This window comes from Marinobacter sp. MA (genome assembly GCF_048298425.1).
In the GTDB taxonomy this organism is placed as follows: Bacteria; Pseudomonadota; Gammaproteobacteria; order Pseudomonadales; family Oleiphilaceae; genus Marinobacter; species Marinobacter salsuginis.
Genome location: NZ_CP103058.1, coordinates 2,489,464 through 2,505,099, shown reverse-complemented (window position 1 = coordinate 2,505,099; position 15,636 = coordinate 2,489,464). Strand labels below are relative to the sequence as shown.

17 protein-coding genes are annotated in these 15,636 nt (G+C 58.2%); 11 read left to right on the top strand and 6 right to left on the bottom strand.

The features are described 5' to 3' along the window. Positions 1–42: 42 nt before the first annotated feature. The 5 genes from NUW46_RS11645 to NUW46_RS11625 form a co-directional block, all read right to left on the bottom strand. Positions 43–954, bottom strand: a complete 912-nt coding sequence (locus tag NUW46_RS11645; protein WP_418140165.1) for an AAA family ATPase — start codon at positions 952–954, stop codon at positions 43–45. A gap of 7 nt (positions 955–961) precedes the next feature. After that, positions 962–1,885 (bottom strand): carbon-nitrogen hydrolase, encoded by a 924-nt coding sequence (locus NUW46_RS11640; RefSeq protein WP_418140164.1) that lies wholly within the window; start codon positions 1,883–1,885, stop codon positions 962–964. Then, complete coding sequence (locus NUW46_RS11635) at positions 1,885–2,934, bottom strand: agmatine deiminase family protein (RefSeq protein ID WP_418140162.1); 1,050 nt, start codon at positions 2,932–2,934, stop codon at positions 1,885–1,887. Before NUW46_RS11635 ends, NUW46_RS11640 begins: the two co-directional genes overlap by 1 nt. 100 nt (positions 2,935–3,034) lie before the next feature. Further along, complete coding sequence (locus NUW46_RS11630; protein ID WP_418140161.1) at positions 3,035–3,337, bottom strand: hypothetical protein; 303 nt, start codon at positions 3,335–3,337, stop codon at positions 3,035–3,037. Positions 3,338–3,432: 95 nt separating this feature from the next. Continuing rightward, positions 3,433–4,020 carry a PilZ domain-containing protein gene (locus NUW46_RS11625; RefSeq protein ID WP_069183394.1) on the bottom strand — a complete coding sequence of 196 codons (588 nt, stop codon included), beginning with the start codon at positions 4,018–4,020 and terminating at the stop codon, positions 3,433–3,435. 129 nt (positions 4,021–4,149) lie between these two features. Here NUW46_RS11625 and NUW46_RS11620 point away from each other — a divergent pair, with 129 nt between their 5' ends. Continuing rightward, positions 4,150–5,391, top strand: coding sequence for a lipoprotein-releasing ABC transporter permease subunit (locus tag NUW46_RS11620; RefSeq protein WP_069183395.1), 1,242 nt, complete (start codon positions 4,150–4,152; stop codon positions 5,389–5,391). 13 nt (positions 5,392–5,404) lie between these two features. Then, positions 5,405–6,094 (top strand): ABC transporter ATP-binding protein, encoded by a 690-nt coding sequence (locus tag NUW46_RS11615; RefSeq protein ID WP_209401018.1) that lies wholly within the window; start codon positions 5,405–5,407, stop codon positions 6,092–6,094. Here NUW46_RS11615 and NUW46_RS11610 read toward each other — a convergent pair. Continuing rightward, complete coding sequence (locus NUW46_RS11610; protein WP_136631775.1) at positions 6,082–6,627, bottom strand: DUF2062 domain-containing protein; 546 nt, start codon at positions 6,625–6,627, stop codon at positions 6,082–6,084. The genes NUW46_RS11615 and NUW46_RS11610 overlap by 13 nt on opposite strands. Positions 6,628–6,708: 81 nt before the next feature. Here NUW46_RS11610 and NUW46_RS11605 point away from each other — a divergent pair, with 81 nt between their 5' ends. The 9 genes from NUW46_RS11605 to murB all read left to right on the top strand — a co-directional run bounded on the left by NUW46_RS11605 (position 6,709) and on the right by murB (position 15,634). Further along, the gene (locus NUW46_RS11605; protein WP_418140160.1) at positions 6,709–9,141 is read left to right on the top strand and encodes a DNA internalization-related competence protein ComEC/Rec2; all 2,433 of its coding nucleotides are present in this window, start codon (positions 6,709–6,711) and stop codon (positions 9,139–9,141) included. Between the two features lie 72 nt (positions 9,142–9,213). Beyond that, positions 9,214–9,840 (top strand): MotA/TolQ/ExbB proton channel family protein, encoded by a 627-nt coding sequence (locus NUW46_RS11600; protein ID WP_064230167.1) that lies wholly within the window; start codon positions 9,214–9,216, stop codon positions 9,838–9,840. A 5-nt stretch (positions 9,841–9,845) separates the two neighbouring features. Next, a complete protein-coding gene (locus NUW46_RS11595; RefSeq protein WP_014577411.1) occupies positions 9,846–10,271 on the top strand; it encodes an ExbD/TolR family protein in 426 nt (141 codons plus the stop codon). Then, the gene (msbA, locus tag NUW46_RS11590; protein WP_222464679.1) at positions 10,268–12,046 is read left to right on the top strand and encodes a lipid A export permease/ATP-binding protein MsbA; all 1,779 of its coding nucleotides are present in this window, start codon (positions 10,268–10,270) and stop codon (positions 12,044–12,046) included. Before NUW46_RS11595 ends, msbA begins: the two co-directional genes overlap by 4 nt. Next, complete coding sequence (gene lpxK, locus NUW46_RS11585; protein WP_418140159.1) at positions 12,043–13,089, top strand: tetraacyldisaccharide 4'-kinase; 1,047 nt, start codon at positions 12,043–12,045, stop codon at positions 13,087–13,089. The genes msbA and lpxK overlap by 4 nt, the downstream gene beginning before the upstream one ends. Before the next feature lie 19 nt (positions 13,090–13,108). After that, positions 13,109–13,297 carry a Trm112 family protein gene (locus tag NUW46_RS11580; protein ID WP_064230163.1) on the top strand — a complete coding sequence of 63 codons (189 nt, stop codon included), beginning with the start codon at positions 13,109–13,111 and terminating at the stop codon, positions 13,295–13,297. Positions 13,298–13,324: 27 nt separating this feature from the next. Next, entirely contained in the window at positions 13,325–14,119 is a 795-nt protein-coding gene (kdsB, locus tag NUW46_RS11575; RefSeq protein ID WP_069183402.1) for a 3-deoxy-manno-octulosonate cytidylyltransferase, read from the top strand. Continuing rightward, positions 14,112–14,591, top strand: a complete 480-nt coding sequence (locus NUW46_RS11570) for a low molecular weight protein-tyrosine-phosphatase (protein WP_069183403.1) — start codon at positions 14,112–14,114, stop codon at positions 14,589–14,591. Before kdsB ends, NUW46_RS11570 begins: the two co-directional genes overlap by 8 nt. Then, positions 14,588–15,634 carry a UDP-N-acetylmuramate dehydrogenase gene (murB, locus tag NUW46_RS11565; RefSeq protein ID WP_305967221.1) on the top strand — a complete coding sequence of 349 codons (1,047 nt, stop codon included), beginning with the start codon at positions 14,588–14,590 and terminating at the stop codon, positions 15,632–15,634. The genes NUW46_RS11570 and murB overlap by 4 nt, the downstream gene beginning before the upstream one ends. Positions 15,635–15,636: the final 2 nt, after the last annotated feature.

Below are 15,636 nucleotides of genomic sequence, written 5' to 3'. Positions count from 1 at the left end.
TGCCATTCGTTTTGGCCAATTCCGCTTATAAAACCTTGCTATTTACTCAAGCACGGAAACGGTTGCCAGCAGCTGACGAACCCTTTCCGCACTTTTGCCGGACTCGCCCTGTTCGAGGCGGTGGGCTGCTACTGACGGGAAAACTGCCTGGATGTCGTCGGGCAACACGTGATGCCGACCTTCCATGAGCGCCCAGGCCTTGGCGGCCCGGACGAGTCCCAGGCCGGCGCGGGGCGAAAGCCCGTACAGAAGGCCCGGCATTCTCCGACTCTGTTCCAGCAATCGCTGCACGTAATCGAGAAGCGCCGGGCTGGCGGTTATCCTTGGTACACCTTCCTGCAGGGTTTTCAGGTCGGCCTGGGAGAGCAGGGTGGGAAGCTTTTCGGTCATGGTGCGGCGGTCTTCGCCTTCCAGCAGTTCCCGTTCGGCCCGGGGGGCCGGGTAGCCCAGGTGAAGGCGCATAAGGAACCGGTCCAGTTGGGACTCGGGTAGAGGGTAGGTCCCTCCCTGTTCAATGGGGTTCTGGGTGGCAATCACGAAGAACGGGTGGGGCAGTGGACGGGTCTCGCCCTCAATGGATACCTGCCGTTCTTCCATGGCTTCCAACAGGGCACTCTGGGTACGAGGTGATGCCCGGTTAATTTCGTCAGCCAGAACCACCTGGGCAAAGATCGGCCCAGGATGGAACACCAGGCTGCCGGCCTGCTTGTCGTACATGGAATAACCAAGCACATCCGCGGGAAGCAGGTCGTTGGTGAACTGGATTCGCTGGTAGCTCAGCCCTATCACCTTGGCCAGGGCATGGGAGAGGGTGGTCTTGCCCATGCCGGGGATGTCTTCGATCAGCAGGTGCCCTCGCGCCAGTAGCCCGCACAGGGCCAAACGCACCTGTTGCTCCTTGCCCAGAAGTATCTGGTTCAGTTCACTGACTACGGTATCAACCAGCTTTTTCATTCCGGCCTCAGTCCCTTACGCGTTTGAGGATGTCGCCATAGGCGTCGATGCGACGATCTCTCAAATACGGCCAGATCCGGCGAATCGATTCACTGCGGGTGCGATCGAGGCTTACAGACAGAATGCACTCGGAGCTGTCATCGCCCCGGGCAAGGAATTCACCCTGCGGTCCGCAGATAAAACTGTTGCCCCAGAAACGAATGCCGTCACTGTGTCCGGACGGATCCGGTTCTGTGCCGACCCGATTCGGCGCCACGACAGGGAGATTATTGGCAACCGAATGGCCTCTCTGGACGGTGACCCAGGCTTCCAGTTGACGCGCCTGCTCATCCGGGTCATCGGTAACATCCCAGCCGATAGCGGTGGGGTAGATGAGCATCTCCGCTCCGGCCAAGGCCATCAGGCGGGCAGCCTCGGGGTACCACTGGTCCCAGCAAACCAGCACGCCCAGCCTGCCAACAGATGTATCAATGGGCGTGAAGCCGCTCCTGCCATCATTGAACTGGGCGTCACCCGGGGTGAAGTAGAATTTCTCGTAGAATCCCGGGTCGTCCGGAATGTGCATCTTCCGGTACAGCCCTGCCATTGAGCCGTCTTTCTCAAATACGACGGCAGTGTTGTGGTAAACGCCGTTCATCCGCCGTTCAAAAATGGAGCCAACCAACACTACACCCAGTTCGCGGGCCAGATCGGAGAGGCGATTGCTGGTGGGGCCGGGAATCGGCTCGGCCAATTCGAAAACGGCCGTATCTTCAGTCTGGCAGAAGTAAAGGGTGGCGTGGAGCTCTTGCAGAATAACCAGGTCTGCGCCACTGGCTGCGGCTTCGCGAACCAGTTTTTCGGTAACGGCCAGGCTGGCTGCTTTGTCACTGCTGCAGGCCTGCTGGATGGCAGCAATGTTGATCTGGTTCTTGCGCGCTTCTCTGCTCATTAACTGACTACTCCGGCCGGGATTTGCATGGTCACACAGTGAAGGCTGCCATGCTGGTAAATCAAGGGCCGGCAATCAATCGGTATTATTTCCCTGGACGGGAAAATCTTTTTCATGACAGCAATGGCGTCTTGGTCCTGCGGCACGTCATACACCGGAAGCAACACAGCATTGTTGATTATCAAGAAATTTGCGTAGGTTGCGGGCAGGCGTTCTCCGTCCTCGTCATGAATGGCATCGGGCCAGGGCAGAGCCGTCAATCGATAAGGAGAGCCGTCGGCCTGGCGAAACTCCTGGAGCTCTTCTTCCATGGCCGCCAGCGCACTGTAGTGCTCGTCGGCGACATCGGGGCAGGCTACATAACAGATATGATCCGGTGCGCAGAATCGGGCCAGGGTATCGATATGGCTGTCGGTGTCGTCGCCGGCAAGGTAGCCATGGTTGAGCCAGAGAATTCGGCGGACACCCAATATCTCTGAGAGCAGTTGCTCAATGGCTGTCCGGTCCATGGCGGGATTTCGGGTCGGCGTCAGCAGGCATTCAGACGTTGTCAGCAAGGTACCCTGGCCATCCGATTCAAAGGAGCCGCCCTCAAGCACGAAGTTCACCTGCTGCATCGCGGTTGTGCCGAATACACCGGCGTTGAACAGATGAGTGTTCAGCGCATCATCTTTTTCCGACGGAAACTTTCCGCCCCAGGCGTTGAACCGGAAATCCAGCAGTGCCGGCCCATCATCGGTCAGGATGGTAATCGGCCCATGGTCTCTCGCCCAGGTATCGTTTGCTGGCGCTGGAACGGTCTTTACACGGCCAGGGAGCCCGTTCTCCTCAGCGTAGAGATTCAGCTGCTGCTCAAGCTCCTGCAGACGTATCACGTGTTCGCAACTTACAACCAGATGCTCGTGTCGGAGAACGGCTTTCGCAATATTTTCGAAGACCGGCTCCACCTCTTCCATAACGCCTGCCCAGTCTGTTCCCGGATGGGGCCAGGTCAGCATCACGGCACTCTGGGGAGCCCACTCGGCGGGCAACACTCGTTTGGTTGTCACTACGTCACCTTGAATCATAAAAGACGGCATTCTAACCAACGATTGGTTGAACGTCAGGACATAAGGAAGGTATTTCCGACCCGAAAAGTCCCTCGGGCCCTCAGCGATTACGTTTGAGAACGGTATGGATAACCCGGTTGCCTTCGAAATACACCACGAAGTCCTGGTAATGCCACTGGGTGATCGGTGGCTGGCCTACCGGGCCCTGAATTTCCATGGGCGCACCCCAGGAAGCGCGGACTGACGACTGGCTCATTCCCGAGCCGGGAAAGCTGGCCTGGTCGCGATCGGCCTGGGAGCCAACCGGCACGCGGATTTCTTCAGCTACCGCGGACGTCATCGGAAGAAAGGCCAGTGTGGCAGTCACTGCCAGTGCGCCGAACAGGGTAGTTTGTTTTCTCATTGATGGGTCTCCATGAAAACTGGCGTCCTCGGAAGGACATGGATAAAGCGTAATATCCGAAAAAGACTAGCAAAAGTCACCCGTTTTTCCCCAGTCTACTCTTTTTGGCGCTGTCGAATCTGCCACCGCATCACATGCCGTGCGATTTGTTGGCGATCGCCGTCATCAATCCGGGAAAATTCGGTGTGGACCCTTGCCCCGCCTGAAGAGTCGGGGTGTACCTCAATCACACGGGCATGTGCCTGGGGTTGGAAAAGTTCGGGCGGGAGGGTCATCCGGACAGCAAGACGGTCTCCGGGATGCCAGGCAGGGGTGCTGCTGAAGAATGACAGGCCGCCTTCGCTCAGGGTTACATCCTGCCAGTCCTCAGGTTGCAACGGATTTTGCTCAAAGGCCATAATGCGCGCAAGCGTATCCAGCTTGCCGTTCAGGGATTTGATCAGTCCGGTAAGCAGTCGGTCTTTTTCGGCAAGACTGGCAAGCTGGGATTTTACGTCCTGGTCCAGCCGCCTGAATTCAGCTTTCAGGCTTTCAAGGTGGTCGCCATCGAAGGCATTCCCGTCCAGTGGGGTGCCAGGGGCCAGCTTGCGGATCTCCAGGCCGATCCGGTCTTCAATGCGGTAAAAGTCCCGGCGTTCGGGGGAATAGTCCACCGGTTCGTTTGGAATGTCGGACGACTGCATCGCGGCTCCGGAAAACTGAATTTTTATTGGCACAGAACAGTTTAGCAGTTTCCCTCCGTGCTGGAAGGCAGAAGGTACTCGGGAAAACCAGACCACGACAGACCGGAAGGTAGCAACAGGCACCTCTTCATGTTCAGACCCTTATCATTTTACATTGGCTTGCGATACACGGCCGCCAAGCGCCGCAATCACTTCATATCCTTTATTTCACTGACTTCGATGATCGGGCTGATGCTTGGAGTTGCGGTGCTAATCATTGTGTTGTCCGTCATGAATGGCTTCGACCGGGAGCTCAAGCAGAGAATTCTCGGGATGGTGCCCCACGCCACCATACAGGGTGCCGGTCCTCTGGATGATTGGCAGTCGGTGGATGCCCGGGTTCAGCAGCATCCCCGGGTGCTGGCCGCCGCCCCTTTTATCCAGGGGCAGGGGATGGTGACCGGTGGCGGTAATGTTCGTGGCGTTATGCTCAATGGTGTTCTTCCAGAAGAAGAGCGCACGGTGTCCATCATTGAAAACCATATGATCGAGGGAGGGCTGGACGATCTGGTCTCCGGCGAGTTTGGCATCATCATCGGTCGCTTGATGGCGGCCAGCCTGCGCCTGCAGGTCGGTGACAAGGTGACTGTCGTGCTGCCGGAAGCCTCGGTGACCCCCGCGGGAGTGTTGCCAAGGCTCAAGCGATTTACGGTGAAGGGCATTTTCAGTGTCGGTGCTGAACTGGATGGCAACTACACGCTGATTCATATGGATGACGCAGCCAAGCTTATGCGAACCGGGGGCAAGGCGGAGGGCGTTCGTCTGCTGGTGGATGATCTGTTCGCAGCGCCCAAGGTTTCGCAGCAGGCGGCTGAGGCGTTGGGCGGCCGCTATTACGTATCTGACTGGACCCGCACCCACGGCAATCTTTTCCAGGCCATCCGCATGGAGAAAACCATGATCGGTCTGCTGCTGATGTTTATCGTTGCCGTAGCGGCCTTCAACATCGTCTCCACACTGGTCATGGTGGTCACTGACAAAACCGGAGACATCGCGATCCTCAGGACCATGGGAGCAACGCCGGGTCGGATCATGCGCATTTTTATCGTCCAGGGGGCGGTCATCGGTATCTTCGGAACCATCGTTGGCACAGCGCTTGGAGTTTTTGGTGCACTTAATATCAGTGCCTTTATCTCCTGGCTGGAGGGCGCGCTGGGCCACCAGTTCCTGAGTGCGGACGTTTACTTCATCAGCTACCTGCCATCCCAGTTGCAATGGCAGGATGTTTTCATAATCAGCGGCGCCGGACTTGCCATGAGCCTTTTGGCAACCATATACCCGGCCTGGCGGGCCTCGAGGGTGGATCCGGCGGAGGCGCTTCGCTATGAGTAAGGAACATGCCGCTATGGCGCATTCTGCACCGGTGATCGATTGTCGTCAGGTAACGCGGACCTATAACGAGGGCCTAGGAAAACTGACCATTTTTTCAGATATCTCGCTGGAAGTTGCCCAGGGCGAGACCGTAGCCATCGTTGGCAGCAGCGGTGCGGGTAAGACAACCCTGCTGAATCTCCTGGGCGGGCTCGACAAGCCGTCGTCCGGTCAGATTGCTATCTGCGGTGAGGACATCCATCGGCTATCTGAAGCTCGGCGGGCCAGGTTCCGCAACGCCCATCTTGGATTTGTCTATCAGTTTCATCACCTGTTGCCGGAATTTACCGCGCTTGAAAACGTCATGATGCCGTGCGCCCTGGGTGGTATGGCGGTATCCAAATCGCGAGACAAAGCAAGCAGTTTGCTGGAACGGGTGGGTCTTGCAGAACGGCTGGATCACAAACCCGGCGAGCTCTCCGGTGGCGAACGCCAACGGGTGGCCATTGCACGGGCACTGGTAAATGAGCCGGACTGCGTGTTGATGGATGAGCCTACGGGAAACCTCGATGAGCACACCGGCGAGGGGGTCCAGGCCCTGATCGAATCTCTGAGGGATCAGCTGGGCATTGCCTTTGTCATGGTAACCCATGACATGAAAATGGCCCGGAGTCTGGGGCGGGTCATGCGCCTGGAGCAGGGCCGGCTGATTCAGGAAGTTTGATCAGCAGCCCGGCGGCGTCTCAATCTTGCGGTTCGGCGCACCTGCCAGTCCGAGCGGATTTTCCTGCGCCAGAGATACTGGATGATCAGGTAGGCAAGGCAGGCTGATATGGTTGCGACCACCAGTGAGCCGAGGTAGAGCGGAATGCCAATATCCAGAAGCCGCTCGCTGATCCAGGACCAGGACAGTTCAAACTCAAAGCTGAGTACAGGTCGGTCCAGGGCCCAGGCGCCGATTTTGTAGTTGAAATAGAACATCGGCGGCATGGTCACCGGGTTGCTGATCCAGACCAGAACCACCGACAGTGGCAGATTGGCATTGAACCAGATAGCGAAGAAGGCTGCGGCGAGCATCTGGAAGGGCATGGGAATAAAGCAGAACCAGATGCCGACCAGAAACGCCCTAGCAACACTGTGTCGGTTGATGTGCCAGAGGTTCGGTTCATGAAGAATATCGCCCAGAAAGCTCAGCGACTGCATCGCTTGCACCTTCTCTGGTGAGGGCAGATAGCGTTTCATGAACTTCTTTGGCATTGGAAGTTCTGCCTTTAAACGGAGTTAGTATACCGGCACATCGGATGTCGCCGGTGTTTATGACAAACAGGAGGACAAGGATTGTCCGGAAGTCTCAACCGACCGGTATGCTCGTATGGCAAGTCCGGTTCCGCAGTAGTGGGCGTTGTCGCCTTCTCTTGTGGCGTTATCTTACTGTATTGGTTGTCGATACTGCCACCTTCCGAGTGGTTGCTCGCCGCGATATTTCTGCTCGCCGTTGCCCTGTCCTGTTCTCTTTCGACACTTGCCTCTCGGCTAACAGTGTTCGCCCTTGGTCTTTTCCTGGGGCTGTTCTGGGCCTCCTGGCATGCCGGAGACCGTCTTTCGACCGTCCTCCCGGCCAGCCTGGAAGGGGAGCGCCTCTCGGTTTCGGGATACCTGTGCGACATTCCTTCTCCCGGAAGCTTTAACAGTTTACGTTTCAGTCTTTGTGTCACCCACTGGCACAACCTTCCCATCGAAGCCGGGCAGGAAGCAAGGATGCCGGGCCTGCTCAGGCTGGCCTGGTATGGTCGCGGCAGCCAATACCTTCCCGGCGCCCGGCTGCGGTTGGATGTTGCTCTCAAGCGTCCCCACGGCACGCTGAATCCTGCCGGTTTCCGCTATGAAGACTGGCTCTTCCGGAAAGGGTATCGTGCCACGGGAAGCGTCCGTAATGTTCGGTTGGACACGACGGTAGACTGTTCGCTGCACTGCCAGTACCGGCGCCTGCATCTTTCGCTTGAACGCTGGACGAGGGAGCAGTTTGGCAGCGCCAAGCACTTTCCGTTGGTTGCCTCGCTGTTGATTGGCCACCGCGGGCACATGGAACAGAACCACTGGGATGTGCTCAAGGCGACCGGCACCATTCACCTGGTGGCGATTTCGGGCCTACACCTCGGTCTGGTGGCCCTGGGTGCCGGCGTTGTATGTAGGCGGCTGTTACTGGTATGGCCGGCGCGATGGGTCAGCGATGAGGCCAGACGCGGGATCGTATTTTCCTCGATAGTGATTTGTTGTCTGGTTTATGCGCTGGCCGCCGGCTTTACCGTGCCAACACGACGCGCCCTCATCATGGTTATCGCAGGTGGGTGGCTGATTCTGCTCAGTCGTCAGGCGCCGGTGTGGCAGGCGTTTCTGGCTGCTCTTACAGCCGTTCTTGTACTGGATCCCTTTGCGCCCCTGGATCAAGGGTTCTGGTTGTCATTCACCGCTGTCGCCGTGTTGATAGCTGTGTTCTCGGCCCGGCTGGCGGGGACGGGACCGGCGTCCGGGCTCGTTATTGCGCAGCTCGCCGTCTTCGGCGGTTTATGGCCAATCCTCGAAGTATTCGGCCAGGGTCAGCCTCTGGTTGGTCTGCTGACCAATCTGGTGGCCATTCCGTGGGTATCTCTTGTGGTCATGCCGGTGCTGGTGACCGGAGGGCTGGTTACTGCCGTGGTCCCGGGCGCTGACCAGGTGTTTGTGCCAATGTTCGATTGGGCACTGGGCGTGCTCTGGCACGTTCTGAAATGGTTCTCGGAGTGGCAGTCGCCGGACATTGAGGCCAGCCTTGCCGAGGTAGTTGGCTGGGGGTTGCTGGCCGTTACGCTGGTATTCGTGCCGTTTACCGGATTCCGGTTGGTTGCCGCTCTGTTGGCGGTGTTCTGGTTAATGGTTCCGGGCCAAGCCTTGATGAAGACCCCCTATCTGCGCACACCGGAAATACGGGTCTGGGATGTGGGTCAGGGCCTGTCGGTTCTGATCCGTCATGGCGATGAAGCCCTGGTGTACGACACCGGTCCTGCCGTTCCGGGTGTGTTTTCGGCTGTTGAATCAACCCTGCTACCGAATCTGGCGGCCGAAGGCATACGTCGGATCAACACCCTCGTAATCAGCCACGCAGACAGTGATCATGCCGGCGGGGTAGCCGAACTCACCCAGAAGATTGAAGTCGGGCAAGTTATTGCTGGCGAGCCGGTGGCCGTCAGACAGCAGGTCGCCGATCTGCCTGTTTCGGGCTGCAAGCGCTCAAACCAGAAGCTGGGCGGCCTGATTCTGGAGTTCTGGCAGGGCAAAGGTGCGACAGAAGGTAACGATGCGTCCTGTGTGCTGCGTATTTACCATCCCGAATCAGGCACCGAATGGCTCCTGCCGGGGGATATTACCGACCAGATGGAAGCCAGGTATCTGGCTTATCTTGCTGACCGAGAGGATCTTCAGGCACCGGTTACCCGGGTGCTTGTGGCGCCACACCATGGCAGCAAAACGTCATCCTCAGAAGCCTGGGTTCGGGCGTTGAAGCCGGATCAGGTTATCTACACTGCCGGGTATCGCCACCGGTACGGCCATCCTCACCCGACGGTAACCGCTCGCTATGCCGCGATCGGAGCCGTTTCGTTCAATACAGCCTGTTCTGGCAGCATAGTGATGACCATCGAGGATAACCGGTTGGTGTTGAAGGAAATGCGCCATGGGACGCCATTCTGGATTGGCGGCCCGGGACTCGCCCGGGACCAATGTAAAATACCGTGACATTGCAGGTGTGGCCTCCACCGGTAGCTATGCTAAAGTAGCGCGGCTTGCAAACAATGAGGGAGACCAAGCGTGTTCGAGCTGTTGAAAGCCGGTGGCATTCTGATGGTGCCAATTGTTGCCTGTTCCATTCTGGCGCTGGCCATCATTCTGGAGCGTATCTGGACTCTTCGCGCTTCCAGGGTAGCGCCTCCCCAGACCATTAACGAGTTATGGCGCTGGATCAAGAAAAAAGAACTCAATGGCCGGAAGCTGAAAGCCCTGCAGGGTTCCTCGCCCCTGGGTCGGATTCTGGCCGGTGGCCTGCTCAACGCAAAGCATGGCCGCGAAATCATGAAAGAGAGCATCGAGCACGAGGCCAGCCAGGTCATTCATGATCTCGAGCGCTTCCTGAATCCTCTGGGTACTGTGGCAACCATTACCCCTCTGCTGGGTCTTCTGGGCACCGTTATTGGCATGATCAAGGTGTTTGCCGAGATCCAGCTGGCCGGGGTCGGCAACGCGGGTAACCTGGCGGGCGGTATCTCCGAGGCGCTGATCACCACGGCTGCCGGTTTGAGCGTGGCCATTCCCGCGCTGATCTGCCATCGCTATTTCATCCGCCGGGTGGATGAGCTGGTTGTCAGCATGGAGCAGGAAGCCATCAAGCTGGTTGAGGTAGTACACGGAGACCGCGAAATCGACGTGGAAGGAGCCTGAACGCCGTGAAGTTCAAGCGCCAGAGAAGCCAGGAAGTCGGGGTAGACCTGACACCATTGATCGACGTGGTGTTCCTGCTGCTGATTTTCTTCATGGTTTCCACAACCTTTACCCGGGAAAGCCATTTGCAGGTGGAGCTCCCCGAGGCCAGTGGCGAGCCTGCGCCGGCGTCGGAAGTGCAACAGATTGACGTGGTGATCAATGCCGAGGGGCAGTACATCCTGAATGACCGGACGCTGGTCAACAATCGGCGCGAGACCCTTGAACGGGGTGTGCGTGAGCTGGCCGAAGGCAACAATTCGCTCCCGTTCATCATCACCGCCGATGCTCGCACTCCCCACGAGTTTGTGGTTCGGGCCATGGACGTTGCCGGGCGGCTGGGATTCGCCAAGCTCAGCATTACCACTGAGCGGGAGGCTGAGAGCCAGTGAAGGTAACCGAGCCTCTGCCCGACCCCTCGGCCGGGTTACCGGCAGGTAGTTGGGAAACCTACAAGCGCCTGCTTGCCTATGTTAAGCCGTTCCTCCTGGCGTTCTCCCTGGCGGTACTCGGCAACATCATCTATGCCGCCGCCTCAACCGGCATGGCGGCTGCGATGGAATACGTCATTGCCGCCATCGAGAACCCCACCGACCAGAACCGCCTGATGCTCACCCTGGTCATAGTAGGGGTGTTTGCATTCCGGGGCCTGGGCACCTTCCTGAGCCAGTATTTCATCAGCTATGTCGGTCGCCAGGTCATCAATGCACTACGCAACGATGTATTTGATCGCCTGATGACCTTGCCCTCCCGCTACTTTGACGACAATGCAGCCGGGCGCCTGGTCTCCAAGCTTACCTTCAACGTGGAGCAGGTGGCGGAGGCCACGACCAACGCTGTGACCATCACGCTTCGCGAAGGCCTGACCATCGTTGGTCTGCTGGGCTACATGTTCTACACCAACTGGAAACTCACGCTGATTTTCCTGGCAGTAGGGCCACTTATTGCCGCCGTTGTCAGCTATGCCAGCAAGCGTTTTCGCAAGATCAGCAAGCGCATCCAGGGGTCCATGGGCGACATCACCCACGTGGCCTCGGAATCGATTACTGGCTACCGGGTTGTTCGGACTTTTGGTGGCGAGGATTACGAACGTCAGCGTTTTCAGGAGGTTAATGAAAAGAACCTCAAGCAAAGTCTGAAGATGGCATCGACTCAGGCGATCAGTGTTCCGGTGATTCAGGTGCTGGTGGCCATTGCCATTGCCGGTCTGGTCTGGATGATGCTGGCGCCGGAAATCCGTGGCGAAATGACCACGGGGCAACTGGTTGCTTTTATTACGGCTGCGACCACCATGGCAAAGCCCATCCGGCAGGTGACCTCGGTCCACGCAAAGATTCAGAAAGGTGTTGCTGCGGCCTACGATGTCTTCGAAACCATCGATGAATCCCCGGAGCAGGATCCGGGCACTTACTCACCGGATCGCGTTGATGGCGATATCGAGTTTGACAACGTCGCGTTCAGTTACCGTGATCAGTTAGACAATGTTCTGGAAGGCATCTCATTGAGCATTCCGGCAGGACAGAGCGTGGCTCTGGTCGGTCGCTCCGGGAGCGGAAAGTCTACGCTGGTGAGCCTGTTGCCGAGGTTCTATGAGTATACCGGCGGCGACATCCGGATCGACGGCCATTCGCTCCGTGATTTTTCCCTGAAAGCCCTGCGGAAACAGATCGCGCTGGTCACCCAGAACGTTGTTCTGTTCAACGACACCATCGCTGCCAACATCGCCTATGGTGCCTTGAGAGATTGCAGCCCCGAGGAAATTCGGGAAGCCGCCGCCAAGGCCCATGCTCTCGAGTTCATCGACCGCATGCCCGAAGGCCTGGACACCATGATCGGCGATAACGGTGTAATGCTCTCGGGTGGGCAGCGGCAGAGGCTGGCCATCGCCCGGGCACTGCTGAAGAATGCGCCGATTCTGATCCTTGACGAGGCCACTTCGGCGCTGGATACCGAATCTGAACGCCATATCCAGGAGGCGCTGGAAACGGTGATGCAGGGCCGTACCACACTGGTCATCGCCCATCGCCTTTCCACTATCGAGAAAGCCGACAGGATTCTGGTGATGGATAACGGACGCATTGCAGAGTCCGGGCGCCATGACGAACTCCTTGCGGCTGGCGGCGCTTACGCGCAACTTCACCAGATGCAGTTCAGCGAGCAGGCATGAGTGGGGTGAAATCCGCCCTGAGTTCGTTGGTTGAACGTCTCTGGTATGGCAGCAAACGGCCCCTGTTTTTTCTGGCGCCCTTGTCCTGGTTGTACCGAAGCATCGCCGAGGCTCGTCGCCGCGCGGCCTGGGAAGCACGGGATGCGTCGTTGCCCGTTCCAGTGATTGTAGTTGGCAATATCACTGCAGGCGGAACCGGGAAGTCGCCGCTCACCGCCTGGCTGGTCTCTGAACTGGCATCTGCTGGCTGGCGGCCAGTGATCCTCAGCAGGGGGTATGGAGGCGATGCGGGCCAATACCCGCTGGAAGTCACGGCAGATACCAGCCCTGTCAAAGCCGGTGATGAGCCGGTCATGCTGGCGCTCAGCACGGGTTGCCCGGTCGTGGTTGATCCTCGCCGGCGACGCGCTGCCGATTATGCTCTCGCGAACAACCTCGGTGATGTGCTGATCTGCGACGATGGGCTCCAGCATTACAAACTGCCCAGGGATCTTGAGCTATCGGTCTTTGATGGGCAGCGTGGCATCGGCAACGGCGCCCTGATCCCGGTTGGTCCCCTGCGAGAGCCGGTTTCCCGGCTCGCTTCCGTGGATTTTGTTATCGTAAATGACAAGCAGCTCCCGGAGCAGGCTCTGGAGAGCTTTGCCGGCGTTGACCATCCGGCCATCTATTCCATGGTTCTGGAGCCGACGACCTTGGTCCACCTCAAATCGGGGGCGTCCAGAGCTGTGGGCGACCTGAAGGGAAAAACGGTTAAGGCGGTTGCGGGCATCGGCAATCCGGCCCGGTTTTTCGATACGCTCAGGGCGCTGGGTGCTTCGGTGACCGAGTCGGCTTTTCCGGATCATCACCGGTTCCGCCCGGAGGATCTGACAACCGAGACCGATGAATGGATTGTCATGACGGCAAAGGATGCGGTGAAATGCCGGGAGTTCGCGCCCGAGAATGCGTGGAGCCTGGTGGTCGAGGCCAGGTTGCCGGGGCCGTTCCGGGATGCGTTTCTGGCCCGGGTTCGTCAGTGTTCCGAGCCTATAACTTCGTGATTTCAAGTGAGTAAGCAAGATGGATAAGAAACTGTTGGCAATGCTGGCCTGTCCAGTGTGCAAGGGCGATCTGAAGCTCAACGAGGACAGAACCGAGCTGGTCTGTTACCAGGACGCCATGGCATTCCCGATCCGTGAGGGAATTCCTGTAATGCTGGCCACAGAGGCCCGGACCCTGTCCACCGATGAGCGTCTGCACAAGCGCTAAACCCAAGTCCACCGGGGTAGTTACGTCATGTCTTTTACCGTTGTGATTCCGGCTCGCTATGCCTCCAGTCGTCTGCCAGGAAAGCCGCTGGCGGACATTGCCGGAAAGCCCATGATCCAGCACGTTTGTGAGCGTGCTGCGGAAAGCCGGGCAGACCGGGTGGTTGTGGCCACCGACGATGAACGAATCCGCTCCGCTTGCGAAGGCTTCGGTGCCGAGGTGGTCATGACATCCCCCCATCACGCCAGTGGCACTGACCGCCTCGAAGAAGTCGCTCGGGAACTCGGGTTTGCAGCCGACCACCGGGTAGTCAACGTTCAGGGCGACGAGCCACTGATTCCACCGGAACTGATTAATCAGGTGGCAGACAACCTTGAGTTTCATCCGGAAGCCGCAATTGCAACCCTGTGTGAACGAATCCATGACCCGGAGCAGGTCTTCAATCCCAACATTGTAAAGGTGGTGTTTGATCACCAGGGGATGGCGCACTATTTCAGCCGCGCGCCGATTCCGTGGGCCCGGGACCAGTGGCAGGAAGGAACACCGTTGACGGGCGTCGACAGGTCTCTGCCAGACAACATCGGGTATTTCCGGCACATTGGCATTTACGGCTATCGCGCGTCGGTTCTTGGTGAGTTTGTGAGCTGGGCGCCAGCCCCTACAGAGGTTACCGAATCACTGGAACAGTTGCGGGCGCTATACAATGGCGCCAGGATCCATGTGGATGTGGCCGCCGTTAACCCGCAGGGTGGCATTGATACAGAGGCTGATCTGCAAAGGGTGCGCCACTGGCTGGAAAGGAGAGAGATCGACCATGGCTGAACCGGTAAAGGTGCTTTTTGTTTGTCTGGGGAACATCTGTCGCTCGCCCACTGCCGAGGGTGTGTTTCGTTCCCTGGTCGCGCAAGCCGGCCTCGCGGATCAGATATACATCGACTCGTGTGGCACCGGACACTGGCATATTGGCAAGAGCCCGGATACCCGCGCCCAGGAGGCTGCCCTGCGCCGGGGTATCGATATCAGCGGATTGCGGGCACGTCAGTTCAGTCCGGAAGATCTCGATACCTTTGACTACGTACTGGTCATGGATCGCCAGAATCTTGCAGACATCAAGGATGTCTGGCACCAGAACGGCGGCACCCGGCCAGCGCTATTTCTGGAGTATGGCCGCTCGGCCCATCACGAAGTGCCAGATCCCTATTATGGCGGTGAGGAAGGGTTCGAAACCGTGTTGGATCTGATAAACGAGGCTGGCGAAGGCCTGCTGGCGGATATCCGGGGGCGCCTGGCTTGAAGCAGCGGCCGGAAATCCAGGAAAACGTCGAGCTGGAGGCACTGAACACCCTACATGTGCCCGCCAGGGCTCGTTTTTATGTGAAGGTTCACACCTCCGATGAGCTGGTCCAGTCTCTAAACTGGGCTGCCTCCGAAGACCTGGAAGTGCTGATTCTCGGTGGTGGAAGCAACCTGGTATTCGCGGGTGATTTTTCGGGGCTGGTGGTTCGCCTGGCCATTCGTGGCCGCCGCTGGGAGCACATTGAAGATCACAAGGCTACCCTGGTTCTCGGCGCAGGTGAGAACTGGCATGAGGCGGTCCTATATGCCACCCGTGCCGGTTATCGCGGCATTGAAAATCTTGCGCTGATTCCCGGAACCGCGGGTGCCGCTCCGGTCCAGAATATTGGTGCTTACGGGGTCGAACTCTGCGATTGTCTTGAATCGGTTACAGCCCTCGACCGTAAGACTGGTGAGCTGGTCGTTCTCGAGAACGCGGAGTGCCGGTTCGCTTACCGCGACAGCCTGTTCAAACAGACTCCGGGCCGTTACGTCATCACTGAAATCCGTCTGGCTCTGTCGCGCACGCGGCCCCTTGTGCTCGGGTATCGGGATCTGGAGGAATACCTTGCTGATACGCCGCAAACCGCTCTTGGCCCGTTGCACGTGGCGGAGGCTGTGATGGCAATCCGTCGCCGCAAGCTGCCGGATCCAGACATCATTCCTAACGCCGGAAGTTTCTTCAAAAACCCGGTGGTGGATAGCGCAACGTTTGAATCTCTCAGGGAACGTAACCCCGATATTGTGGCTTATCCTCAGGAGCAAGGCGTCAAACTGGCGGCGGCCTGGCTCATTGATCAAAGTGGCTGGAAGGGTTTCCGGAATGCCCGGGTGGGCGTTCATAACCGGCAGGCTCTGGTTTTGATTAACCATTCGGGCGGCACTGGGGCCGACATACTCGAACTTGCTGAGAAAATTCGTCAATCCGTGGCGGGGCGGTTCGGCGTCACTTTGGAAATTGAACCGGGAATCGTGGGTGGTACGGGAAAAGAAAACCCCTGACA